This is a genomic window from uncultured Pedobacter sp., from assembly GCF_913776295.1.
Lineage (GTDB): Bacteria > Bacteroidota > Bacteroidia > Sphingobacteriales > Sphingobacteriaceae > Pedobacter.
Map to the genome: position 1 here is coordinate 1 of NZ_CAJYOJ010000088.1, position 24,449 is coordinate 24,449.

General features: G+C 39.0%; 22 protein-coding genes. 9 read left to right on the forward strand and 13 right to left on the reverse strand.

Annotated elements, in window-relative coordinates; genetic code table 11:
* Positions 1-496: 496 nt before the first annotated feature.
* A complete protein-coding gene (gene gyrB / locus QZ738_RS20825; RefSeq protein ID WP_293790366.1) occupies positions 497-2,455 on the forward strand; it encodes a DNA topoisomerase (ATP-hydrolyzing) subunit B in 1,959 nt (652 codons plus the stop codon).
* A gap of 344 nt (positions 2,456-2,799) precedes the next feature.
* Here the strand turns inward: gyrB and QZ738_RS20830 are convergent, their stop codons facing one another.
* From QZ738_RS20830 to mdh, 12 genes are all read right to left on the reverse strand, one after another.
* A complete protein-coding gene (locus QZ738_RS20830; RefSeq protein WP_293790368.1) occupies positions 2,800-3,726 on the reverse strand; it encodes a bestrophin family protein in 927 nt (308 codons plus the stop codon).
* Between the two features lie 24 nt (positions 3,727-3,750).
* Entirely contained in the window at positions 3,751-4,248 is a 498-nt protein-coding gene (locus QZ738_RS20835; protein WP_293790370.1) for a hypothetical protein, read from the reverse strand.
* Between the two features lie 409 nt (positions 4,249-4,657).
* On the reverse strand, positions 4,658-6,010 hold the full coding sequence (locus tag QZ738_RS20840; protein WP_293790372.1) for a HAMP domain-containing sensor histidine kinase: 1,353 nt from the start codon (positions 6,008-6,010) through the stop codon (positions 4,658-4,660).
* Positions 6,011-6,688, reverse strand: a complete 678-nt coding sequence (locus QZ738_RS20845; RefSeq protein ID WP_293790375.1) for a response regulator transcription factor — start codon at positions 6,686-6,688, stop codon at positions 6,011-6,013. It abuts the gene before it with no gap.
* 516 nt (positions 6,689-7,204) lie between these two features.
* Entirely contained in the window at positions 7,205-7,420 is a 216-nt protein-coding gene (locus tag QZ738_RS20850) for a hypothetical protein (protein ID WP_293790378.1), read from the reverse strand.
* Between the two features lie 32 nt (positions 7,421-7,452).
* Positions 7,453-7,737 (reverse strand): hypothetical protein, encoded by a 285-nt coding sequence (locus QZ738_RS20855; RefSeq protein WP_293790380.1) that lies wholly within the window; start codon positions 7,735-7,737, stop codon positions 7,453-7,455.
* A gap of 63 nt (positions 7,738-7,800) precedes the next feature.
* The gene (locus QZ738_RS20860) at positions 7,801-8,196 is read right to left on the reverse strand and encodes a group III truncated hemoglobin (RefSeq protein ID WP_293790383.1); all 396 of its coding nucleotides are present in this window, start codon (positions 8,194-8,196) and stop codon (positions 7,801-7,803) included.
* Positions 8,177-8,620, reverse strand: a complete 444-nt coding sequence (locus QZ738_RS20865; RefSeq protein WP_293790386.1) for a hypothetical protein — start codon at positions 8,618-8,620, stop codon at positions 8,177-8,179. Before QZ738_RS20865 ends, QZ738_RS20860 begins: the two co-directional genes overlap by 20 nt.
* A 64-nt stretch (positions 8,621-8,684) precedes the next feature.
* On the reverse strand, positions 8,685-9,110 hold the full coding sequence (locus tag QZ738_RS20870; RefSeq protein ID WP_293790389.1) for an aspartyl protease family protein: 426 nt from the start codon (positions 9,108-9,110) through the stop codon (positions 8,685-8,687).
* A 57-nt stretch (positions 9,111-9,167) separates the two neighbouring features.
* The gene (locus QZ738_RS20875; protein WP_293790392.1) at positions 9,168-10,973 is read right to left on the reverse strand and encodes a S41 family peptidase; all 1,806 of its coding nucleotides are present in this window, start codon (positions 10,971-10,973) and stop codon (positions 9,168-9,170) included.
* A 70-nt stretch (positions 10,974-11,043) separates the two neighbouring features.
* On the reverse strand, positions 11,044-11,850 hold the full coding sequence (locus QZ738_RS20880) for an AraC family transcriptional regulator (protein WP_293790395.1): 807 nt from the start codon (positions 11,848-11,850) through the stop codon (positions 11,044-11,046).
* A gap of 192 nt (positions 11,851-12,042) precedes the next feature.
* Positions 12,043-12,981 (reverse strand): malate dehydrogenase, encoded by a 939-nt coding sequence (mdh, locus tag QZ738_RS20885; protein WP_293790398.1) that lies wholly within the window; start codon positions 12,979-12,981, stop codon positions 12,043-12,045.
* Positions 12,982-13,127: 146 nt separating this feature from the next.
* Here mdh and QZ738_RS20890 point away from each other — a divergent pair, with 146 nt between their 5' ends.
* The 8 genes from QZ738_RS20890 to QZ738_RS20925 all read left to right on the forward strand — a co-directional run bounded on the left by QZ738_RS20890 (position 13,128) and on the right by QZ738_RS20925 (position 23,764).
* On the forward strand, positions 13,128-13,580 hold the full coding sequence (locus tag QZ738_RS20890; RefSeq protein ID WP_293790401.1) for a lipocalin family protein: 453 nt from the start codon (positions 13,128-13,130) through the stop codon (positions 13,578-13,580).
* Positions 13,581-14,157: 577 nt separating this feature from the next.
* Positions 14,158-18,591, forward strand: coding sequence for a DNA polymerase III subunit alpha (gene dnaE, locus QZ738_RS20895; protein WP_293790582.1), 4,434 nt, complete (start codon positions 14,158-14,160; stop codon positions 18,589-18,591).
* 156 nt (positions 18,592-18,747) lie between these two features.
* The gene (gene trxA / locus QZ738_RS20900) at positions 18,748-19,068 is read left to right on the forward strand and encodes a thioredoxin (protein ID WP_293790585.1); all 321 of its coding nucleotides are present in this window, start codon (positions 18,748-18,750) and stop codon (positions 19,066-19,068) included.
* 128 nt (positions 19,069-19,196) lie between these two features.
* Entirely contained in the window at positions 19,197-20,414 is a 1,218-nt protein-coding gene (locus tag QZ738_RS20905) for a PQQ-dependent sugar dehydrogenase (protein ID WP_293790404.1), read from the forward strand.
* A 446-nt stretch (positions 20,415-20,860) separates the two neighbouring features.
* Positions 20,861-21,391 carry a hypothetical protein gene (locus tag QZ738_RS20910; protein ID WP_293790407.1) on the forward strand — a complete coding sequence of 177 codons (531 nt, stop codon included), beginning with the start codon at positions 20,861-20,863 and terminating at the stop codon, positions 21,389-21,391.
* Positions 21,392-21,790: 399 nt separating this feature from the next.
* The gene (locus QZ738_RS20915) at positions 21,791-22,708 is read left to right on the forward strand and encodes a DUF58 domain-containing protein (protein ID WP_293790410.1); all 918 of its coding nucleotides are present in this window, start codon (positions 21,791-21,793) and stop codon (positions 22,706-22,708) included.
* A gap of 71 nt (positions 22,709-22,779) precedes the next feature.
* Entirely contained in the window at positions 22,780-23,241 is a 462-nt protein-coding gene (locus QZ738_RS20920) for a redoxin domain-containing protein (protein WP_293790412.1), read from the forward strand.
* Between the two features lie 4 nt (positions 23,242-23,245).
* Positions 23,246-23,764 (forward strand): thioredoxin domain-containing protein, encoded by a 519-nt coding sequence (locus QZ738_RS20925; RefSeq protein WP_293790414.1) that lies wholly within the window; start codon positions 23,246-23,248, stop codon positions 23,762-23,764.
* A gap of 62 nt (positions 23,765-23,826) precedes the next feature.
* On the opposite strand, the gene QZ738_RS20930 is transcribed toward QZ738_RS20925, so the two are convergent.
* A complete protein-coding gene (locus tag QZ738_RS20930; RefSeq protein WP_293790417.1) occupies positions 23,827-24,279 on the reverse strand; it encodes a hypothetical protein in 453 nt (150 codons plus the stop codon).
* Between the last annotated feature and the right edge of the window lie 170 nt (positions 24,280-24,449).

The following is a 24,449-nucleotide window of genomic DNA, read 5'->3' on the forward strand; positions in this document are numbered from 1 at the left end:
TTGGTTAAGCATAAATATCTGCAAGATTTTGATATAAATATAACCAAAACCCGCAATTTATAATACTGAAATTTATCAACAAATTATTGATAATCAAATGTTTAAATTGTTATTAAGGGGCGACTAACTAGCCTTAATGACGCGACGGTAATTTTTGCTATTTTCAGAAAGAAGTCATATCTGGATTCACGCCCGTTAGAAAAAATGGGATGTTTTTTCGTCCCATAGAAACATTTTAGCGGATAATCCATTCAAATGCACCGACAATTACCCCCAAAACCCGGATTGAAATGGAAAGCTCCCGCGTCTTCAGCGTGACTTGTAATGGAAAGCGGGAGGAGACCTGGATAGGAATGCAGGTTTTGCTTTTCAATCCCCTTTTAATTCAATGGCAGAGGCCTTTGCCTTAATCCCTTAAGCACCCAAAAATTATCCACATATTAGTTTAAGTGGCAAAATTTCCGTATTTTTGATACTTATTGTTTTTAATTAAAATATGAGCGAAGAACAGGATTTAAAGTCAAATTATTCGGCAGATAATATACAGGTTTTAGAAGGTTTGGAAGCGGTGCGTAAGCGCCCTTCGATGTATATAGGTGATACAGGTGTAAAGGGTTTGCACCACTTGGTGTATGAGGTTGTAGATAACTCTATTGATGAGGCTTTAGCCGGTCATGCAGATACCATTGATGTTCGCATTTTAGAAGGTAACTCCATCAGGGTTGAAGATAATGGTCGCGGTATTCCGACCGGAATTAATAAAAAAGAAAATAAATCGGCGCTTGAAATCGTAATGACGGTTTTGCACGCAGGTGGGAAATTTGATAAAGATACCTATAAAGTATCAGGAGGTTTGCACGGCGTAGGGGTAAGTTGTGTCAACGCTTTGTCTACAGATTTAAAAGCTGAAGTGCACCGCGAAGGTAAAATCTGGATGCAGGAGTATAAAATCGGCGTTCCGCAGTATGATGTGAAAGAAGTTGGAGATACAGACAAACGTGGTACGATTGTAACATTTACTCCTGATCCCACCATTTTTACCCAAACTACCGAATACAAATATGATACTTTAGCCGGCCGTTTACGTGAATTAGCTTTCCTAAATAAAGGGATTAAATTAACGTTAACTGATGAACGTGAAAAGCTGGATGATGGTTCTTATTTTTCTGAAACTTTCCATTCAGAGGGTGGTTTAAAAGAGTTTGTAGCTTTTTTAGATGATACACGTACTTCTATTCTGGCCGAGCCGATTTATATCGAAGGAATTAAAAATGGTGTGCCTGTTGAGCTGGCTTTCCAGTATAATGATAGTTATGCAGAAAATGTTCACTCTTACGTAAACAATATCAATACCCACGAAGGCGGTACGCATATTGCCGGTTTCCGTAGGGGATTAACCCGTACTTTAAAAACCTATGCCGACAAGGAAGGTTTATTGAAGAACGTAAAAATGGAAATCACCGGTGATGATTTTAGGGAAGGTTTAACTGCCGTTGTTTCGGTAAAAGTACAGGAGCCACAATTTGAAGGGCAGACCAAAACCAAACTCGGAAACAGTGAGGTGATGGGCTCGGTTGATGTTGCAGTTGGAGAGGCTTTGGGTAATTATCTGGAAGAGAATCCTAAGGAAGCTAAAATGATTATCAATAAGGTAATCCTGGCGGCTACTGCACGTGCAGCAGCCCGGAAAGCACGCGAGATGGTGCAACGCAAAAGCGTAATGGGTGGTTCGGGTTTACCTGGTAAATTAGCCGACTGCTCAGATAGTGATCCCGAAAGATGTGAGATTTTCCTGGTTGAGGGTGATTCTGCGGGTGGTACTGCCAAGCAAGGTCGTGATCGTAATATTCAGGCCATTTTACCTTTAAAAGGTAAAATTCTGAATGTGGAGAAAGCAATGGAACATAAGATCTATGAAAATGACGAGATCAAAAATATGTTTACCGCTATTGGTGTAAGTATTGGTACACCAGAGGATAATAAAGCTTTAAATTTAACGAAACTCCGTTACCATAAAATTGTGATCATGACGGATGCTGATATCGACGGGTCGCACATTACCACCTTGATTTTAACATTCTTCTACCGTTATATGCGTGCCCTGATCGAAGCCGGATACGTTTACATTGCCTCTCCACCACTTTATCAGGTGAAAAAAGGTAAGGAATTTGAATATTGCTGGAATGATGCACAGCGCGATGCAGCTGTACAACGTTTAAAAGGTGCCGGTAAAGAAGATAGTGTACACATCCAACGTTATAAAGGTTTGGGTGAAATGAATGCTGAGCAACTTTGGGATACCACGTTAAATCCTGCTACACGTACCTTAATGCAGGCTACGATCGAAAGTGCAGCAGAATGTGATCATACTTTCTCGATGTTGATGGGCGATGAAGTTGCGCCGCGCCGAGATTTTATCGAGCGTAATGCGAAGTATGCCAAAATTGATGCCTGATACTTAAATCCCGCAATAGGATTTTACTATAGAAACCCTCCTCAAGTTAAGCTTTGGGGAGGGTTTTTTCTTAGTAAGGTTATCGGTGGCGTCAGTTGTTTCCAGCTGACGCCGGAGTTACAGTCGTGTTAGAAAATATCAGCTTAAACTGTAGCAAATTTTCTAGTCAATTAAGGTGTGTCATTAAAAGTTTGATTCCGCCACAAAAAACAAAGCCATTCAAAAAATGAATGGCTTTTGTAATTATACAACTATGGCAATGGTTCTTCTTTATCCAAAGAAAAATCATTGCGCTTAACTAACCATCTCTTAATGAGATTTACTTTTTTGGCCATGAAAATGCATTACAAAATGTAATATGATCCCACCTGGGCCAATTCGGTTTGAGGTTTATCCTCATAAATTTTATTATCGTCTAACATCTGGCAAAGATCTCGTTCAATGGTTCTGCAGATGGTTGTGGTTGGGGTATCTGTAGGTTTATTTTCAAAAGGATCCTGAAGATGAACAGCCATTTTTTCTACCAATAAAAAGAATGCTGCAATGGCCACCACTAATGGAACTTCCATGTAACCAAAGTATTCAAGCAATCCGAAAGGCAACAATACAATGAATAGATGGATAGACATGTTGATATACTTGCTATAAGTTACCGGAAAAACGGTGTTCTTAATTCTTTCCGATCCGCCCATATGGTTACATAAACCGGTTATGGTTTTATCTATTTCTATCTGTTGATATTTATTGATCCAACCTTCCAGCAAGGCCTTTTTTAAATCCATGGCGTGCAACTCTAAAATGGTTGCTGTTACATTTTTACGTTTCTTGATGAAATCGAATTCTTCGGCCGAAAGATATTCATCTAAGCCTTTTCGGGGATTAAAACCCCGCAGTGCTTGACTTAGGGCATAACACCATGCAATCTGCCGTTTAATAAATCGGGCCTTAAATTCCTCAATTTCATCTAATCCATAAGGGTTTTCAACAAACGATAAGATTTGTCGCGAGAGGGTTCTTGAATCATTAACGATGGCACCCCATAGAATTCTTGCTTCCCACCATCTATCATAGGCCTGGTTAGAGCGAAAGGCCAATAAAAGTGAAATGATTGTTCCCAGTAAAGCGGGTACTGCAACAGGAATGGAAATGCGGGTAACGTGAAGGTTCTCATACAATATCACAATACCTATCGAGTAACCGATCACAAACAGAAGCTCATTTTTGATCTTTCCGAATATATAAGTGAGCGGAATATTATTTCGTAATAGCATAATATAAAGTTTAGTGGTTGGTAATTAAGAATTTGCTTCGTGCAGCTGCGTTTCTGGTATTTTGGTATCAATTAAATTTTCATTGGCATGAACAGTCAGAGCGTTTAGTAAAATTACTTCACAGCCTGCTCGTGCTGTCAATATGTTAGGGTCGATACTATATTTATTGATTGGCATGAAGTTATATCCCTCTAAATAGGCAATGCATGTTACATCAAACGCCTCGATAAAATTTTTAAAAGCCGCTACGGTACTGCCATAAAAATATTCAATTCCGATGGTATTGATCTGGGTAGGATACTTTGTCTTAACCAGATTTAACTGCTGATAAAATTCGTCGCTCACATTTTCGTAGTCGCGGCTGCGGCGACTCAACATTAACATATCCGTTATGGAATCAGATAATTTAAAGGCGTGTACAAAAATGATATTCAATATTTCATTTTTTTGATGTTGTACTAGCGCATCAATAATTTTTATACTTTCTAATTTAAAGTCGGTTGGAACTAATATTGTTTTCATCGCTATATCTTGTTTAAATGAATTGAAATATTATTTATACAAGTTTAGCCTGATGTCATTACAGCGAAATAAGAGTGAGATTAAAACGAGATTAGAATGTACTCCTTTTTAGAATTTTTTTGGGTAACTGTTTAAATTGGTTAATCGGTTAAACGGTTGTTTGATAGGTTAAATGTGGAAAGGTTGTTATGTTAAATTGTGTTTATTGCTGGGAGGCTTAAATACTTTTCCTTTAACAAACTGTCATCCTGAATGCAATGAAGGATCTTTTTTAACGGGATGAGGACTAAGGGAATTATTTAAATTAGATTCTCAAACAAGTTTAGGAGAACGTTGCGGGGGAATTACTGTTGACCGATTAACTACACGGACTAACTAACCATTAACTAATGGCTAACCAATGATCGAATTAAACTTTTGTAGGTAACAAAACTTTAATTTCTGTTCCAACCCCTTCCTGCGATTTAATGGCAATACTACCCCTGTGCAAACGGATAATATTTAAGGAGAGCGGTAAACCAACGCCATAACCTTTAAAATCATTGGTGTTTGATGCCCTGTAGAAAGGCTCGAATATATGCTGGATATCGGTTTGCGGTATACCAATGCCCCGATCGGTTACCGAGATAGAAAGTATATTGGTATTACTTTCTATACTAATGCTTACCAAATTTTCATTGGAATATTTGCAGGCATTGTTTACAATGTTACTAATGGCCAGTTTTATCAGATTTTTGTTTACCCGCAATGAAAGCAGCTCATCATCATCAGGAAGTTTACTAAAATCGATCTCTATTTTACTGTTGGGATGAACCTGATTTACCGAATCTTTAATTTCCCATAACAATTCGTCCATTCGCACCTCCTCCCAAGGCTGGTTTTTTCCGTTGAAACCCGATTGTGCCAAACCCAATAAACTGGTTAAAATATGCTCTAACCTTTCTGCTTCATTTTTGATTTTTGATAATGCCTTCTCCTGTTTGGCCGTATCCGCAATATTTTTCATGGCCAGTTCAACCTCTCCGCTAATGATGGTCAGAGGTGTTCTCAGCTCATGTGAAGCATTACTGATGAAGTTATTCTGTGTTTCGAAAGCCGTTTCCAAACGGTTGAGCATGTTGTTAAAGGTTTGGGCCAATTGCGACATTTCATCATTCCCTTTTTTGACATCCAGCCTCATATGTAAATTTTCGGCCTTGATTCTTTTGACACTTTTAATAATATTTCGAAGGGGCATTAACATGTAATTGGAAAATTTCCAACCCACCACAAATGACAGTATTACAGAAAGAAAAAATCCAATAATTAAAATTCTTTGCAGGTCTTTTAATTCCCGGAAGCCCACAGGATCATTTGCAGAAACGATAACAATGTATCCTCCATTAGCATTTTTGAAGAATTTACCGGCATAAAAGTGATTCTCCGTGCGGTAGCGGGCTACATAACCTGCGTGGATCCGATTATAAAAACTTTTAGGCAATTCACGGTCCAGTTTATTGGTTGGTTTCCCCGCTTCCATAATATATTCTTTTTCAGAAGGGAGGCGCTCCAGGTATCTGTTGCGCATTTTCGCATAAACCTTATTGTTGTCATCTTCATAAAGTTTAATCTGAGCAGCAATATTAACCCTGGCTTCCAAACGTTTATAAAAATCTTCAAAGGCAAATTCGTTCGAGAAATACCATACAAAACCACTTAATAAGGAAATAATAATTGCTGATAAAATGGCAAAAAGTAAAGTGATTTTTTTGGCAATATTCATTTACTTTTCCTTTAAAATGTAACCTAAACCTACCGCCGTATGGATCAGCTTCTGATCGGCATTTTTATCTATTTTTTTTCGCAGATAGTTAACATAAACATCAACTACATTGGTGCCCAGGTTAAAGTCGATATCCCAAACATTTTCCAAAATATCTATCCGGGATAAAATTTTGGATTTGTTTTTGGCCATGTACTCCAATAGCCGGTATTCTGTTGCGGTGAGTACGATTTCCTGTTGGTTTCGTTTTACGGTTTTTGCACTCAAATTGATCTGCAGATCGCCTACAGAAATAATCTGATCTTGCGAAACTGCACCATGGTATCGCCTCAGCAGCATTCTGATCCTCGCAAAAAGTTCAGCAAATTTAAATGGCTTGATCAAATAATCATCCGCACCATTATCCAACCCATTTACTACATTTTCAGTAGTACCCAATGCGGTAAGCATGATAATAGGCGTGTTGGGTTTTTGTTCTTTAATGATTTTGCAGAGCTCCAATCCATTTATTCCAGGTAGCATAATATCAAGGATAATCAGATCGAACTGATTGTCTAAAGCCATCTGTTTTCCGATTAAGCCATCAGGAGAAATACTTACGGTAAATCCTTCGTCTGTTAAACCCCTCGAAATTACAGATACAACACTTGGTTCATCTTCTACAAGTAATAAATTCATTTGATGGAAAAGTAATCTAAAAAATAGGAAATTGCAAAATATTAATTGATGGTTAGACCACTTTTGATACTTTTTTAACCCAAAGCTGGGATAATTGTTTGGTTGGTCTTTCAAAGAATAAAAAAAGCTCTTTTCAAGAGCCTAGAAATATGACTTGCTCTTTTAACCACAAAGATCATGAAGTTAAGGCACAGAGAATGCAAAGTTTACAGGGCGTACGTCCTCGACTGGAGCAAAGCGGAATGAAGAGATCTTTGAATCACAATAGGGTCTTCGACTTCGTTACCGTTGACAGATTTAAACAAAAAAAGATCTTCATTGCGAGGCACGAAGCAATCTTAATACACCCGCTGGTAGCGATCGTTGTAAGATTGCTTCCCCGAAAAGTCGGGACTGGCTATCGGCTGAAAAAGCCTTCTCCCAATGACGGACTCTAACAGCCCACCATTTTGGCAAAAAAAACGCCATTTTATATTGATTTTAAACAATAAATTATCTCTCAGAATGACAATGCAATTAAATCTCCTTCTCTGATTTCTCTTTCAGGGATTTCAATCCATCTTCAAAATCTTTACCGATCATTTTATCCATAAACAAGCAAAACCATTTATTAATGATGCCTTTGCTATCTCCACTCATGGTCCAGGTTACTTTATTTCCGTTTTCAGCTTTTTTGATGTCAAAACGGGTGTTCGCTATACTTTCCATCGGCTTAATGAATTTTAATTCCATATCAACCATTTTATTTGCCTCTGCTTTATTGATCAGCATTTGTCCGGTACCACTTTTTCACCATTCCATTGGTAGAGGTGACCCGGCTGAGCAGCTGTACCGGTAATGGTAATCTTCGCTTTTGGATCCATCTTAGACCAGGCATTCCATTTGTAGAATTCATGATAATCCGCAATGTTTTTATAAATAATACTGTCTGGAGCAAGAATGGTGATACTCCGATTAACCGAATAGCTTTTTGGAAGAAAAAAACTACCGCCAATAATGATTACTGCCAGTACAGCAATAATGCTTAAAAAGATCTTAAGAAATTTCATAACATAATTTAGTTTGGTTAACTAAATTTATAAAGAAAGCGACTGAATTCAAAGCAGATCAACTTAAACAATTTTGATTTTCGATGAGGGAGCGTTGATTTTAAAATGCATCAGATCTGCAATAGATTGAGCTTTTTGTTTAATCAGTTCTGCATTGGGACCTGCAAACAAATCGTCTACATTTTGAAGAAAGAGATCTTTCCAGATCTCAAATTGTTCATGCTGCAAAGGCGTTTGTTCATTAAGCGCAAAATGGGTTAACATGGGGTTCCCCTTATAAATGGCTTTGCCGAAAAGGATACTTTCCCAAAAATCGTACATTTTCGGGAGGTGGTGACTCCAGTCTACTTTGGCTACATCAGTAAATGTTGGCCCAATCTCCAGGTTTAGCGAAACATTTTTGTAAAATGCATCCACCAAAACGATGATGTCTGCCCGGTTAAGAATATCTTTTCTCATGGTACAATGATGTTAAATTTAAGAAACCTAGTGCAGCTAATATCAGGAATTTAATGGTGTCGATAATGATATATTGGATATGATGATCACTTTTAACCGGGGCATGGCCTGCCAAAACCAGTTTTGCCCTTTCATCAAGTAATGGCAATAACCAAAAAGTATCTACCATTAAAAGTATGGTAATTGAAAAGAGTAAAATGCTACCGATGTTTTTTAATCCTGTAGGTAAAGAACAGGCTAGAATGATCAGGAGCAATACAACCTCTATTTTATTTAGTGCCTGAAAAACCAATTGGCCTATGCCTAAACCCAGAGGAATGGTAATCCCCGGTGCCTGGAATTTTAACGGGGCTTCCAAAAAGCTAATCCCACCAATTAAACCGGCCCAAAAAATAACACAAAAGATTGCTATTAACTTTTTCATCAAGGTCAAATATCTCTTAAAATGGCTTAATAAAAATGATCGGCATCATAACGGGAAATTATATTTATCTATAAAGCCTAAGGATCATTTTCTGATAATTGATAACAGCCTTATATTGCATTAAGATATCCCCGCCAATAATCCCCATAATAGGTGGGTGGCCAAACTGTTGATAGGTATCGCTAACTGATTGAAGATCGAAGGCAACGGTTTCATAATCCCTGATTTTTAAGGTTCCGATTTTCAAAAGGGGAAGGGTAGCCTGAATGGTAGTGGTGGTGGTAAAAAGTGTAGCCGCGTTAATCTCATCCGATACCTTTAATGTTTCAGACAGGTGCTGTTCAATCAAAGATTTATCAAACACACTCCTTGAAGCGCCGGTATCCAGTACGGCCAGATGTTTCTCTTTGAAAACAACAACTTCCATCAAAAGATGGAAGCCGTCATCCTGTAAGTTGATCAGTTTTAAAGGAATGGAAATGGCTTTCATAACAAATATTATTCGACTAAATTAGGCTAATTAGCCGAAAACCATGTCAGGTAGTGGTTATTTGTTTTTGATCAGGCCTTTTACAAATTCCATTTCTGTATCGTAGCCGCTTAAATATTCCTCAATTTTTGGCTGTACCTCGTGATCAGGCATTACGCCGTGACCAAAGGGAATACCATTTTGTTTTTCTTCAACAACAAATTTAATCAGTGGGATACGGCCGGTTAATTTGGAATTGGGCAATGTATAATGGATGAAAAAGCCACTGGTATTACCATAATATCCACCTCCTGTTTCTTCGCCGATAAAACGGGCGCTGGTATAGTTTTTGGCCAGAGCAGCAAATTCTGATCCTCCGGAGAAAGATAAACCACTGATCAGGATATACAAATCGCCTTTAAAATAATTGGTTTGAGGGGTGTCGCACTTATATTTTCCAGGGAGATCCAGATAACGCCCATCGGTACTGCGGTAAAATTCAGCTTTTAATTCCTTTTCAAAATCATCCCGCGATTTTTTATCCCGATAGGCTGTATAATCTAAAAACGAATAAGTAAAAGATGGAATTTCTGCATATTTATATTTTGGATATTCTTGTCCGACCAGGTACGACATCAGGTGGTCTTCCATGGCCTGTGCACCGCCTTCATTTTTCCTGATATCAATAATCAGATGTTTTATTTTACGATCGGCAATGGTCTGAAAACTTTTCGCCAAAAATTCTTTAAAACCCTTTCTGCCCCCTGTGTAATCGTTGGTTGAAAATGTATTCACCGTTAGTGTTGCCGTGCTGTTCAGCGTGTCGATTTTTAATGCAGCAGGTTCCTTAAAGTTATAGTTTGGGATAAATTTTGTTTCCTTTGCTACGAATTTTCCATATTGTTTAAAAGTTAAAGCCGGAATCTGATTATAGTTAATCTTTTCACCGGTTTTGGGATTAACCAGTTCGAGATCAAAGGCAATGGGCTGCTGTTCGAAAAAACGCAGGTAATACTTAGAGAAAGCTGTTTCTATCCAGCGGTATTTACTTGTAATATTATAACCATCGGCCGGTTCTATCGTTAAAAACTTCTCCAGAATACTTTCAATGCTATTTCCATTAATTTTAGAAATCAACATTCCTTTGGTTTTGTAAAGGTCCAGATCGTTCAGGATGTAAACTTTTTTATCCAAAATTTTTACCAGGAAAGGGAAGTACTGACCATGTTGCCTGATGTAGTTACTCGTTTCTTCAGAGGTTTGGATGGCACAATGGCCCTCTTTGGTATAGGTAACCATTGGCGCAACGATCTGATAAAAATCCAAAGCAGTCATTCCATCTTTTATCTTATGTTTTTGCAAATTGCAGAGGCTGTCGAATTGGGTATAGGTGTTATACCACAGGCCAATATTCGTTTCAATGAATGCATTTTTCAGGATGTCGAAATCCTGTTCCAGCGCTTTTAAACTCATTTTTTTTAATTTTTTTGGCGGACTTTGTATGGTAACCGAGTAGTTGCCCTCTTTTGCATTGCTGCTTTCAGCTAATGGTTTCATGGTGAGTATAAAGTCACCTGAACTATCTGGCGAGAAGATGATTTTCTCGCTACCGAACCGACCATTTGGCGAATCTACATCCTGTATGGTTTTGCCGTTACGGTCTTTTAATCCTACGGTAACATCTATTCCTTTTTGCTCAACAGTGATTGAGTAGTAAAAATCTTTTTTTAACTGAAAGCTAAACGAAGTTTCTTCGCCCTGTTTGATGCTTAAATTGGCAGTTGATTTATCTATTTTAATTGGAATAAGGTTTTGGCCAACTTGCGCACGTACTGTGATGCTAAAAAATAAAACAATAAGGATGGTAGGGCTATCTTTTTTCATTTTTTGTGAGATATGATAGCAAAATTAAAGCTTAAATGCCGGGGTCTGTTGTACGATATTGCAACTACATTTAAGCCTTTTTGTATTCTGAAGGGGTAACGCCAGTAAATCTTTTAAAATGCCTGGAGAGGTGTGCCACATCATAAAAGCCGGTTTCGATGGCAACTTCCATTAAATCTGTTTCTTTTGTGAGCAGCTTTTTGCATTTTTCTATCCGCTGTAAAAGGATGTAATTATTCGGCGTTAAGCCCGTTTCGTGTTTAAATAAACGCAGAAATTTATATTTGTCCAATCCGAAACGTTTTGCGGTGTCGGTTAACGAAAATTTTTCCATTAAGTTTTCGCCGATAAAATCCTGAAATAATATCGTTTTCTTATCACTAAAATACATACTGGAAGCATAACGGGAAACCAATTTTTCCAGAACATTTAATAACTCTTTTTCGAGATTAAGCGCTGGATTATTAAAGTGTTCAGCGAAATAATGAAAGCCGTTCACCAGGTCACGATCGTAAATGATTTTATCCTCAAAAAAAACATCGCGACCGCTGTTTAGGGTTTTAAGCACATCAGGCGCAACGTAAAACGTAAAAAATGAATTGCCCAGTTTATTGTCGCAGGGGGTTGCATGTACTTCGTTTGGGTTGGTAATTGAAATTGTACCGATCGGTGCCTGTAAAAATTTATCGTTTAGTTTTGTGTAAAAAGTCTGATTTAAGATCAGTGCAATATTAAAAGTATGATGTGTGTGAAAGGGGAAATCAATGGTATGTTTTTTAGCATTTAACAACTCCAAGCCATCCAAAATCGGAATTTTATGGTAGGTGCTGATGTTGTGTGTATCAGCTAATTTTTTATCTACACCTTTGATGTTCAATTTTAAATCATTTAAAATTAAGGGACTCAGATAGAATCGTCATCTCAACTGAAACGCAGTGTAATGCCCGCCTGTTCGGCCAGGCCTGCCCGTACAGACGGGGAGCGATCTATCTTGACTAAAGAACCCTGAAACACCCGTCTGACCGGCCGGGCGGAAGTTCAGGGTGACGATATCATTAAAGATAGATGGTTAAACCAATTTCATTTCTGCCAGTACGTTGTTCATATTTCTTACCGCATCAGCGCTTTTGTTAAATGCTGCTTGTTCATCTTCGGTTAGTTTAAAATCGATGATTTTTTCCCAACCGCTGCGGCCAATAATTACCGGCACACCTAAACAAATATCTTCCTGTCCGTATTCTCCTTCAAGAGAGACACAGCAGGTAAATAGTTTTTTTTCATCGCGTAAAATGGCTTCAACCAATGCTGCACCTGCCGCACCCGGAGCATACCAGGCCGATGTGCCGATTAAACCTGTTAAAGTAGCGCCGCCAACCATGGTATCTGCCGCCACCTGATCTAGCGTAGCTTTATCCAATAAATGGCTCACCGGTAAACTTTGGTAAGTGGCTAAACGGGTTAGCGGAATCATCGTGGTATCGCCATGGCCACCAATTACAAACCCTTGCAGATCATTCGGACTGCAATTTAAAGCTTGTGATAAATAGAATTTGAAGCGTGAACTATCTAAAGTTCCCCCCATACCAATAATGCGGTTTTTAGGTAAACCTAATGATTTTAAAGCGAGGTAAGTCATGGTGTCCATCGGATTACTGATCACGATGAAAATGGTTTCGGGAGAGAATTTTAAAATATTTTCGGCAACACTTTTAACAATGCCCGCATTAATGCCAATCAGTTCTTCGCGGGTCATACCGGGTTTACGTGGTAAACCTGAAGTAATGACCACCACATCCGAACCAGCAGTTTTGCTATAATCATTCGTTACGCCTGTAATTTGGGTATCGAAGCCCAAAAGGGTTGCGGTTTGCATCATGTCTATCGCCTTACCTTCGGCAAAACCTTCTTTAATATCCAATAATACAAGTTCGTTCGCCAATTCTTTGCGGGCAATATGATCTGCACAAGTGGCACCAACTGCGCCTGCGCCAACAACCGTTACTTTCATATCTTTATATTTTTAGTGGTTCGCTTTCCTTAATATGTACCGAAGGTAGAAATAAATATAAGGTTTAAAAATGCATTTTAAAACTTTATAATTTAATCGGGGTTTTATTTAATAGATACTAACAGCGATTTTTTCTCTAAAAACTTATGGAAAACAAACCCATTTCTAATATCGATTACAAAGCCTTTGAGGGTAAATGGTATTCTTTATATTCTATCCCAACCTTAATGGATAAAAACTGGAAACAAACTACCGAGACTTATACTTTGGCTGAAGATGATCATTTTGAGGTATACACCACCTACTATAAGGATGGAAAACCTGAAGAAAAATCGATTACCTCAAAGCTCTTTTTCGACAAGGAAAAAGCAGATGGCGATATGAAAGCCCAGTTTTTATGGCCATTTAAAATCGGTTATTGGATTATAGAGCTGGCTGATGATTACAGTTATGTAGTGGTAGGCCATCCGGATGAAAAATACCTCTTTATTATGGCCCGCGAACCAAAGATGGAGGCAGATTTATTGGTGCATATTATAGAAAGATGCAGGCTGAAGGGATATGAAGTAAGTGAGTTGGTAAGCCAGGAGCATTTTTGATAAGTTCACAATTGGCGGTTTTCAGTTTACGGTTGCATACCGATAAAGTGTTTTTCATTCTGAGCGCAGCGAAGAATCTTATCATTGTTCTAAGTGCTAAAGATTTATTGATGTGTTATGGAAAGCAAGTGCAGAAGCGTTTGGGTTTATGCCGTCCCGCCATTCGCTATAGGCCCGATGAAGAATCGGGCGCTGCCGCTACTGTCGGGTTTAGTTGGCGCCGCCTGTGCTACTATCTTGGGTAATTAAACCCCTGCCCGTTGCAGGCGGGCGTTGCAGTGAACATTCCGATCCTTTATCGGAATAAAACGGAAAGCGGGACTGAAATCCTACATTCCCAAAAAATAAATATTTCATTGAATAATTTGCCTTCAAAAAGGATAGCATCGTTTCGATATGTATGCACTCGCTAGGAAACGATGATAGTCATCTTTCTATTTTAACCTTACAGGTTTTCAAAACCTGTAAGGTTCGTCGAACGATTTTGTTGATAAAATCCTGACAACTTCGCCCATCAAATTCCTTATTTTTGAAAAACCGTTATTATTCTACAACGGTTAATTCTTTGCCGCACAATATGTACTTAATTTTTGATACTGAAACCACGGGTTTGCCCCGCAATTACAATGCACCCGTTACCGATACGGATAACTGGCCGCGCTGTATACAGATTGCCTGGCAGCTACATGATGAGATGGGGAGATTGGTTGAACATCAGGATTATCTGGTAAAACCAGAAGGCTTTAACATCCCTTATGATGCCGAACGGATTCATGGAATTTCTACGGAACTGGCAACTGAACAAGGTATCGGTTTTGATGAAATGCTGGCCAGGTTTAATGAGGTTTTAAATAAAGCCAAATTTATTGTCGGGCAAAATGTGGGCTTCGATGTGAATATTATGGGTTGTGAGTTTCACCGTTTTGGTGTAGCTAACCGCCTGGCAGAAATGCCTGTTTTGGATACCTGTACCGAAGTTACCGCACAGCTTTTGCAATTGCCCGGAGGTAGAGGTGGTAAATTTAAATTGCCAACCTTAACCGAATTACATTCTTATTTATTTGGCGAACCCTTTAATGAAGCCCATAATGCTACTGCCGATGTTGAGGCAACCACGCGTTGTTTCCTTGAACTGGTAAAGAGAGAGGTTTTCAAAAAAGAAGAACTGCTTGTTGATGTCGAATATTTCCCTCGCTTTAGGGAAGTAAACCCCGGCTTAATTCAGGGGGTAGGATTAAAACATATTAATTTAAAGGCTGCATCTGATGAAATCCGCAAACGCCAGCAAAAAACAGAAGGCAGCGGAATTTCTAAACAAACATTAGCCGATAACAAACAGGAACTTGCGGCCGCAACCTTTGTGCATTTGCATAACCATACGCAATTTTCGGTATTACAGAGTACCATCAGCATTCCTGACCTGGTTAAGGCCGCTGCTGCACAGAAAATGCCTGCCGTAGCCATGACCGATCATGCGAACATGATGGGGGCTTTTCATTTTGTAAACAACGTACTTAATCATAATAAAGCAGCCGAAGCCAAAAACGCCGCAGCCATAGAAGCTGGCGAACGCCCTACTGAGGTGGTGATGACACCCATCGTTGGGGTGGAGTTTTTCGTGTGTGCAAACCATTTAGACCGTACCGCAAAAGACAATGGTTATCAGATGGTATTGCTGGCGAAAAATAAAAATGGCTATCATAACCTCGCCAAAATGTCGTCGATTGCCTACACTAAGGGGTTTTATTATGTGCCGCGTATTGATCGGGAGGTAATAGCGCAATACAAGGAAGATATTATTGTTTTATCGGGTAATCTGGGTGGGGAGATCTCGAGCAAGATCTTAAACATGGGCGAAAGCCAGGCAGAAGAAGCGCTGATCTGGTGGAAGGAAATGTTCGGCGACGATTTCTATCTTGAAGTGATGCGCCACAATCAGGAAGATGAAGACCGTGCAAACGAAACATTGATTGCTTTTGCCCGTAAACATGCCGTTAAACTGGTAGCCACCAACAATACCTATTATGTAAGTAAAAAAGATGCCAACGCACACGATATTTTACTCTGTGTTAAAGATGGCGAAAAGCAGGCTACACCGATAGGCCGCGGTCGTGGTTATCGTTATGGTTTACCTAACCAGGAATACTATTTCAAATCGGCTGATGAAATGAAGGCACTTTTTGCTGATCTGCCCGAAGCGATTTTAAATATCCAGGATATCCTGAACAAAATTGAGACCTATAAACTGGCCCGTGAAGTACTGTTACCTAAATTTGATATTCCTGAAGAATTTTTGGTAGCCGAAGATGAAATTGATGGTGGTAAACGTGGTGAAAACAAATTTTTAAGGCATTTAACCTACGAAGGTGCAAAACGTCGTTATGGAACATTAACCGATGACGTAATCGAGCGTTTGGATTTTGAGCTGGCTACGATAGAAAAAACCGGTTATCCGGGTTATTTTCTGATTGTTCAGGATTTTATTGCCGAGGCGCGTAACCTCGATGTATCAGTTGGCCCCGGCAGGGGATCTGCTGCGGGTTCTGCAGTAGCATATTGCCTGGGGATTACCAATATCGACCCGATTAAATATGATCTCCTTTTTGAGCGTTTCCTAAATCCCGACCGTGTATCCATGCCCGATATCGATATCGACTTTGACGATGAGGGGCGTGGCCGTGTAATGGATTACGTGATTAATAAGTATGGTGCCAACCAGGTTGCTCAGATTATTACCTATGGTACTATGGCCGCCAAATCATCTATCCGCGATACAGCACGTGTATTGGATTTGCCCCTGTTTGAGGCCGATAAAATTGCCAAGCTGATCCCGAATATGAAGCTGGCTAAAATATTTAACCTCGACGAGAAAAGCTTAAAAGATGCTTTACGTCCTGATGAATATGAGAAGGTTGTAGAACTGAAAAACCTGGGCAGTCAGAAAGATTTAAGTGCAGAAACCATTCAGCAGGCACAGGTATTAGAAGGATCTTTGCGGAATACGGGGATCCATGCCTGCGGTGTTATTATTACCCCTAGCGATATTACCAATTTCGTTCCCGTATCGGTAGCCAAAGATTCTGATTTATATGTTACCCAGTTTGATAACTCCGTTGTAGAAAGCGCCGGTTTATTAAAGATGGACTTTTTGGGGTTGAAAACCTTAACCCTGATTAAGGATACGGTAAAACTGGTTAAGAAAAGGCATGGCATCGACCTCAATCCCGATCATTTCCCGATTGATGATGTGATGACCTATGAGCTTTTTCAACGCGGTGAAACCATTGGTATTTTCCAGTACGAGAGTCCGGGTATGCAGAAATACATGAAAGAGCTTAAACCAACGGTTTTTGACGATCTAATCGCCATGAACGCGCTGTATCGCCCCGGACCAATGGAGTATATTCCGAGTTTCGTTCGCCGTAAAAATGGTGAGGAAGAAATTAAGTACGATCTGGATGCCTGTGAGGAATATTTAAAGGAAACTTACGGAATTACCGTTTACCAGGAGCAGGTAATGCTTTTATCGCAAAAGCTGGCTGGTTTTACTAAAGGTGAGGCCGACGTTCTGCGTAAGGCCATGGGTAAGAAACAGAAAGACGTTTTGGATAAAATGAAACCAAAGTTTGTAAAACAAGCTTCGGAAAAAGGCCATGATGCTACCGTTTTAGAAAAAATCTGGAAGGATTGGGAAGCATTTGCATCTTACGCTTTCAACAAATCGCACTCCACCTGTTATGCATGGATTGCTTATCAAACCGCTTATTTAAAGGCACATTATCCGGCTGAATATATGGCTGCGGTGCTGTCCAATAACATGAGCGATATTAAGCAGGTGGCTTTCTTTATGGAAGAGTGTCGCCAGATGAGTGTGACCGTATTAGGTCCGGATGTAAACGAATCTGATCTCAAATTCTCGGTTAATGCCAAAGGAGAAGTTCGTTTCGGGATGTCGGCAGTAAAAGGAGTGGGTGAGAAGGCGGTAGAGAGTATTATCGAAGAACGTACATCCAACGGACCTTATGCCAGCGTGTACGATTTTGCCAAGCGCTCCAATACGCGTATCGTAAATAAAAAAGCTTACGAGAGTTTTGTATATAGCGGTGCTTTTGATGCATTTGGCGGACATAGGGCGCAGTACTTTTATATCGGCCCTAATGATAAGATGAACGGCATTGAAAAGATTATTAAATATGCCAATGATTTTCAAAACAATGAAAGCACTTCGCAGGCTTCGCTGTTTGGAGGTTCAAAGGCCGATCTGATTTTAGAACCAAGTTTGCCTGTTGCACCAGAATGGGCTTTGATGGACCGTTTGAAATATGAGAAAGACGCCATCGGGATTTTCCTTTCCGGTCACCCGCTGGATAACTATAAACTCGAACTTGATAAATTCTGTACCAACAGTGTCCGGCAGCTCAGCATCATCAACAAGGTGCGTATGGGGGATAGCAACGAAGAGGTTTTGGCCGAATTCGAAAAATTGAAAAACCGTGAGCTTTGTGTGGGCGGCCTGGTGGTAACAGCATCACAACGGATTACCAAGACAGGTAAACCTTTCGGCACCTTTGTTTTTGAAGACTATGATGATGCCTGTGAAATGGCCCTTTTTGGTGAAGATTTTTTAAAGTTTAAATCGTTTTTAACCGAAGGATATTTCTTACAGATCAGGGGAAGGGTAGGCGAACGTTTCGGAAAAGCGGGCGATTGGGAATTTAAGATCACAGCCATTAACCTGATGTCTGAACTGCGTGATAAATTAGCAAAGAGTTTAACGATCCAAGTGCCTATTGAGCGGGTTAACGATCAGTTAATGAAAGAAATTGAGGCCATATTAGCAGACAATAAGGCAAATTCTGAGCAGCAAAACTGCCAGCTTAACTTTGCTGTGTTTGATACCGAAAAACAGATTATGTTGGATCTGCCTTCCAAAAATTTAAAGATAAATCCTAACAATAAGTTTTTAGAACAATTAATGGGGATGAATGTTGTAAATTACAAGCTGAATTAAGGTTGAAGGCGGAAGGTTTAAGGCGGAAGGCCTAAACGTCCTAAACCTTCAACCCTACACCTTTATACCCTCTACCTCAAAATAATGTCAAATTGGCATTACAGAATTGGTGGCATTACAATTGAATACTTATATTTGAACATAAAAAAAATAATTATGGCATTAGAAATCACAGATGCAAACTTCGAGGAGCTTGTATTAAAATCAGATAAACCCGTATTAGTAGATTTTTGGGCAGAATGGTGTGGCCCTTGTCGCATGGTTGGTCCAGTTGTAGAAGAGATCGCTAAAGAATATGATGGTAAAGCGGTAGTTGGGAAAGTTAACGTTGATAACAACCCTCAAATTTCAATGCAGTTTGGTATCCGTAATATCCCTGCTTTATTATACTTTAAAGGCGGTGAAGTGGTAGATAAACAAGTTGGTGCTGTTCCAAAATCGGTACTTGCAGATAAATTAAACAAGCAACTGGCTTAATTTAAGCTTAAAGCAAAAAGATCAAAGCTGAAAGGCTTGTAACATATTTAAAACCCAGGTTCACATCAAGAATTTGGGTTTTTTATTGCAAACATAATTTTGTTTCTTTAATCAAAAAACTAACCATCATGTCGATTCAATTATTTAATAATAAAACTTTAGGGATTTTATTGGGAGGCCTGACCCTAAACTGTGCAAATATTGCTTGTGTATCAGCTCAAAATCCGGTTGAAACCAACCCGCCATCCGCAGATTATAAGCCAGCTTTTGCCGGGCAGACTCGCATTGCAGGTGTAAAAACCAAAACTCCTTTGTATGTTAAGGTAATCAATGAGAAATTGGAGAATCCCTGGGCTATATCGGTACTTCCTGACGGGCGTTTCTTAATTACCCAAAAACAGGGAACCATGGTTATTTTAAATGCAAATGGCGAACTGAGTAAAAAGATTACCGGCTTACCAAAAGTAGATCCCTCGGGGCAGGGTGGTTTACTGGACGTAACCATCGATCCCGACTTCGCCAAAAACAGGATGATTTATTGGGCTTATTCAGAACCACAGGATAAAGGCGTTTTGTTAGCCATTGCCAAAGGCAAATTGGCCGCAAATGAGACCTCAATAGAGAAACAAACCATAATATATCGGGCTACACCAGCTTACAATGGTAAACTTCAGTACGGTTCCAGGATTGTTTTTGATAAAAATGGAAACTTATTTGTGAGTACGGGCGAACGTTCCGGCAACGACATCAGGATCCAGGCACAATATCTAAATTCTTCATTAGGTAAAATTTTACATCTTACCAAGGAGGGAAAAGCGGTTGCAAATGGTCCTTTTGCAGGTAAAGCCGATGCCCGACCTGAAATTTATGCATACGGCCTCCGCAATCCAGACGGCTTAGCCATTAACCCGCAAACAGGCGATTTATGGGAAGCAGAATTTGGACCTAAAGGTGGAGATGAGGTAAACATCATCAAACCGGGAAAAAATTATGGCTGGCCGGTTATTACCTATGGAACAGAATACAGCGGAAAAAAAGTGGGTGATGGCATTCAGCAAAAAGAAGGCATGGAACAACCGGTTTATTATTGGAATCCAAGTATCTCGCCAGGTTGTATTGCTTTTTATAACAGCAACAGCATAGCCGAATGGAAAGGTAATTTATTTGTAGGCGGTTTAGGCGGCTCACACATTATTAGATTGGTGATAAAAGATGATAAGATTGTGGGCGAAGAGCGCTTGTTAGAAGGTAAAGGCGAACGCTTCCGAGATATGGCAGAAGGAAAGGATGGAGCGCTTTATTCGGTAACCGATAATGGGCATTTGTACAGAATAGCGAAAAAGTAATCAAGTTTAATTTTAGTTATTCAGACCTCACAGGTTTCAAAAACCTGTGAGGTCTTTTTTGTTATATGTCGAAAAAATAAGGACTTTGCGTTAGTTGCTCAAATTGATTTTATTGTTTTAGGAAATGTGCGTTCTGTTTTTCATCGCATTTCAGTCCCGCTGTCCGTTTGTAGTGCCCGCGCGAGGCCGGCAGCTACCACTACCATCGGGTTTATTTACCACGGATTGTAGCGCTTCGGTACCCACTTAAACCCCTACTGTTGCAGGAGCACGACTTAGCGAGATGTCGGTTTTTTATGGACAGATATTGAATATATGTAGTGATTAATTACGCTATATCTTAAAAGTTTGGATTGTTTAGGATTTGAAGCAATAAGAATTTTAATTATTTTAACCCTGCTAGGCGTATTAATTTTTAATCCGCTTTGTTAATCAGATTTAAAAAAATGAAAAGTAGCTTAAAAGGATTTTTAATATTATTGATAGCCATTATTTGCAGTAGCTATAATACTTTTCCCGCTTATAAAAATTCAGTTAACGATACTATAGATAGCGTGGCTGTAATCAAGAAAATCAAATCAGATTTTACATTAATCAATAATCAACTGAAATTTTATAAAAAGAAAATGAAAGATGCTTTCGGCATGTCGGCAGAGGGTGGTGTGGTGACAGGCTATTACAATAAAGCTGCACTTAAAAAAATACATTGTGTTTTTTATGGTGAAACCGGAAAGGCTGAAATTGATTACTACTTTAACAACAAAAACTTATTTTTCTTTTATAAAAAAGAGACGGTTTACGATAAGCCGATTTATTTGAAAGATTTTAAAATTAAGAATAGCATAGAAAACCGTTATTATTTGTCTGGCAATAATGTGATTAAAGCCATAATAAAGCCGAATACGTCATTAGTACTGTCATATGCAGAAATAAAAGCTGAACTTCAGCCAATTCTGAATATTTTAAATAAAAAATAGATTGGCGTATATCAGTTTATATATTCAAAATAAAAAAGGTTTTGCGTTGGATATTCAAATAATTTTAATTGTTTTGGGAAATGTTTGTCCAGTTTTTATTGCATTTTCAGTCCCGCTGTCCCTCTATAGTGCCTGCATAAAGGCTGCAACTAGTACTACCATTGGGTTTATTTACCACTGACAGTTGCACAATCTTGGCCACCTAAACCCGACCGTAGCGAGATGCCGGTTTTTTCAATCGGCAGAAGCGGGGGCGGGGCTACATGAGCCTTTAAGTACTGAAATTGCTTTCCAAATCACTTAAAAATATTCCTGCACCTCAGAACTATGCTTATTGATAAAATATATTTTCGCCATCCAAACCTGATTTTTGTACAAGTATTTTATTAGCTTTACCATATGCAGGCTGTAAACTACGAGAACGAAACAAGCTATGGTAATTTAGAATTGCTCGCCCGGCAAGTGGTAGAAGGCTTTATTACAGGTTTGCATAAAAGCCCTTTTCACGGCTTTTCGGTTGAGTTTGCCGAACACCGTCAGTATAATAATGGGGATAACGTTAAAAATATCGATTGGAAATTATACGCCAAAACCGATAAACTTTACAGCAAACGTTTCGAAGAAGAAACCAATTTGCGTTGCCAGTTTGTGATTGATGTCTCTTCATCCATGTACTTTCCCGAGCCTGAAAACAATAAATTGGTATTCTCTATACAGGCGGCGGCATCTTTAATGTACTTGTTAAAGAAACAACGCGATGCTTTCGGACTGAGCTTGTTTACCGACGAGATCTTATTCAATTCTCCTGCAAAATCCACTACGGTCCATCAGAAATATTTATTTACCCAATTGGAAGAGCTGTTGCAGAAACCGAAGGCGAAGGCACAGACCAATTTAAGCGAGGCGCTGCACCAGGTGGCAGAACTGATTCACAAACGTTCTTTGGTGATTATTTTCAGTGACCTGTTTAATACCCAAACCGATACCGATAAAACCGATCAGTTTTTTGATGCACTGCAACACCTGAAATTCAACAAACATGAGGTGGTGGTTTTTAATGTGGTTGATAAAAAAAGAGAGGTAGACTTTAGTTTTGAAAATCGCCCATATCAATTTATCGATATGGAAACCGGAGAAACCATTAAAGTACATACCAACCAGGTGAAGGAAAATTATGTAACGGCGGTTTCTACTTACCGGCAACAGATCGCATTAAAATGTGCTCAATATAAAATCGACCTGATTGATGCTGATATGAATGAGGGTTTTTATCCTATCCTTCAGTCTTACTTAATGAAAAGGCAAAAGTTGGGTTAAAATTTTGTTACAAAACAAGAAGGTTTTAATACTGTTTTATTCATGATTTAAATTTTTTTAAGCTTCGTGATATGTTACAAAAAGGCGATACTGCACCAGATTTCGAATTAAATGCTACCCCAGATCAGAAAATAAAGCTTAAGGACTTTAAAGGCAAAAATGTTATCCTGGCTTTTTATCCTGCGGATTGGAGTCCGGTATGCAGCGACCAGATGGCACTTTATAACGAAATGCTAAAATATTTTAATAAATATGATGCGCAGATTTTTGGTGTTTCTGTTGATAGCGTTTGGTGCCACCTGGCCTTTGAAGAAAATAGAAAACTACATTTCCCGCTACTGGCTGATTTTGAACCAAAAGGCGCAGTATCTAAAGCTTATGGTGTATATGATGATGAAGTTGGCGAAAGTAAAAGGGCACTTTTTGTTATTGATAAAGAAGGTGAAATTGCATGGAGTTATTTATCACCTGTAGCCGTTAACCCTGGTGCGGATGGTATTTTGGATGCACTGGAAGAATTAAGCAAGAAATAAAGAGATGAGTACATTAAAACCTGAAATAAGCAGTTTGGATCATATTCAGGGAACCGATTCTGCAAGTATTACCATTGTCGAATTTGGCGATTACCAGTGCCCATATTGCGGCGATGCCTACCCGATCATGAAAGAAATTGAGGAAACGTTTGGCCATCAGATCAGATTTGTTTTTCGTCATTTTCCTTTGGCAAATGCACATGAGTTTGCTTTTCCGGCTGCTATTGCTGCAGAAGCCGCGGGTTTACAGGCTAAGTTTTGGGAAATGCATGATGCGCTTTATGAAAATCAATACCGCCTCAATGGAGAGCTGTTTGAAGAACTGGCCGAAACCATTGGTTTAGATTTGGAGCAGTTCCAGCGAGACAGTGCATCAGAGGAGATCAAACGAAAAATAGAAGATGATTTTGACAGTGGTGTACGAAGCGGTGTAAACGGAACTCCTTCATTTTATGTAAACGGGACCAAATTTGATGGTGGTGCAACCGATCTTTACCAAATGCTTAAAGAAAGCGCTGAATAAAATCATGCAGGCACATCAAAATCAACTTTCACTATTGAACTGAAGTTTATAGTCAAAGACTTTTAATCGAGCGTAAAATTAACATTTATAGTATATCTGATTCGAATGTTTTTAATGATATGAACCTCGCAATCATCTTTAGCTAAACGCTGGGAGATGGTGAGTAATTGATTAGGTTTGAGGTTAATTTTCTGCTTTATTTCGTAAGACTTATTGCAACCTTTAGGTACATGCCCATCCAGTAGAAAGGAAATATCGGTTATTGTATCCTTGAGTGTGCTTTTGATCGTGATTTCGGCAAATGTTCCCGAATCAACATCATGTATATATTTAATGTCTTTTACATAAACCGTATTTCGCTTGTTGGTAGTGTCATTTAACATTGGTTTTGATGATTTAGGTATTTGAAAAACAGCGGTTTTAGTCCGTCCTACCGCTTTGCTTATTTCCTGAAGGGGCATTTCAATAGCTCCGCAACAAAACATAATGAATATTCCTAATACTTTGGTGAGCATAATTTAGTATTGTTATAAAACCTAAGTTATTGCTTTTCTAGTAATAAAGCGATTGTAGATGCATTAGGAGTTAGAATTTTAACAAAAAACCTCATGTATTTTGCAATACATGAGGTATCAGATAAGGGTAACCGGAAAACTAAAAAACTAATTATGAGTTTTTAGAATTT

Coding starts and splice junctions, on each gene's coding strand:
- gyrB (WP_293790366.1), top strand. CDS start 497: ATGAGCGAAGAACAGGATTTAAAGTCAAATTATTCGGCAGATAATATA.
- QZ738_RS20830 (WP_293790368.1), bottom strand. CDS start 3,726: ATGCTATTACGAAATAATATTCCGCTCACTTATATATTCGGAAAGATC.
- QZ738_RS20835 (WP_293790370.1), bottom strand. CDS start 4,248: ATGAAAACAATATTAGTTCCAACCGACTTTAAATTAGAAAGTATAAAA.
- QZ738_RS20840 (WP_293790372.1), bottom strand. CDS start 6,010: ATGAATATTGCCAAAAAAATCACTTTACTTTTTGCCATTTTATCAGCA.
- QZ738_RS20845 (WP_293790375.1), bottom strand. CDS start 6,688: ATGAATTTATTACTTGTAGAAGATGAACCAAGTGTTGTATCTGTAATT.
- QZ738_RS20850 (WP_293790378.1), bottom strand. CDS start 7,420: ATGGAATTAAAATTCATTAAGCCGATGGAAAGTATAGCGAACACCCGT.
- QZ738_RS20855 (WP_293790380.1), bottom strand. CDS start 7,737: ATGAAATTTCTTAAGATCTTTTTAAGCATTATTGCTGTACTGGCAGTA.
- QZ738_RS20860 (WP_293790383.1), bottom strand. CDS start 8,196: ATGAGAAAAGATATTCTTAACCGGGCAGACATCATCGTTTTGGTGGAT.
- QZ738_RS20865 (WP_293790386.1), bottom strand. CDS start 8,620: ATGAAAAAGTTAATAGCAATCTTTTGTGTTATTTTTTGGGCCGGTTTA.
- QZ738_RS20870 (WP_293790389.1), bottom strand. CDS start 9,110: ATGAAAGCCATTTCCATTCCTTTAAAACTGATCAACTTACAGGATGAC.
- QZ738_RS20875 (WP_293790392.1), bottom strand. CDS start 10,973: ATGAAAAAAGATAGCCCTACCATCCTTATTGTTTTATTTTTTAGCATC.
- mdh (WP_293790398.1), bottom strand. CDS start 12,981: ATGAAAGTAACGGTTGTTGGCGCAGGCGCAGTTGGTGCCACTTGTGCA.
- QZ738_RS20890 (WP_293790401.1), top strand. CDS start 13,128: ATGGAAAACAAACCCATTTCTAATATCGATTACAAAGCCTTTGAGGGT.
- dnaE (WP_293790582.1), top strand. CDS start 14,158: ATGTACTTAATTTTTGATACTGAAACCACGGGTTTGCCCCGCAATTAC.
- trxA (WP_293790585.1), top strand. CDS start 18,748: ATGGCATTAGAAATCACAGATGCAAACTTCGAGGAGCTTGTATTAAAA.
- QZ738_RS20905 (WP_293790404.1), top strand. CDS start 19,197: ATGTCGATTCAATTATTTAATAATAAAACTTTAGGGATTTTATTGGGA.
- QZ738_RS20910 (WP_293790407.1), top strand. CDS start 20,861: ATGAAAAGTAGCTTAAAAGGATTTTTAATATTATTGATAGCCATTATT.
- QZ738_RS20915 (WP_293790410.1), top strand. CDS start 21,791: ATGCAGGCTGTAAACTACGAGAACGAAACAAGCTATGGTAATTTAGAA.
- QZ738_RS20920 (WP_293790412.1), top strand. CDS start 22,780: ATGTTACAAAAAGGCGATACTGCACCAGATTTCGAATTAAATGCTACC.
- QZ738_RS20925 (WP_293790414.1), top strand. CDS start 23,246: ATGAGTACATTAAAACCTGAAATAAGCAGTTTGGATCATATTCAGGGA.
- QZ738_RS20930 (WP_293790417.1), bottom strand. CDS start 24,279: ATGCTCACCAAAGTATTAGGAATATTCATTATGTTTTGTTGCGGAGCT.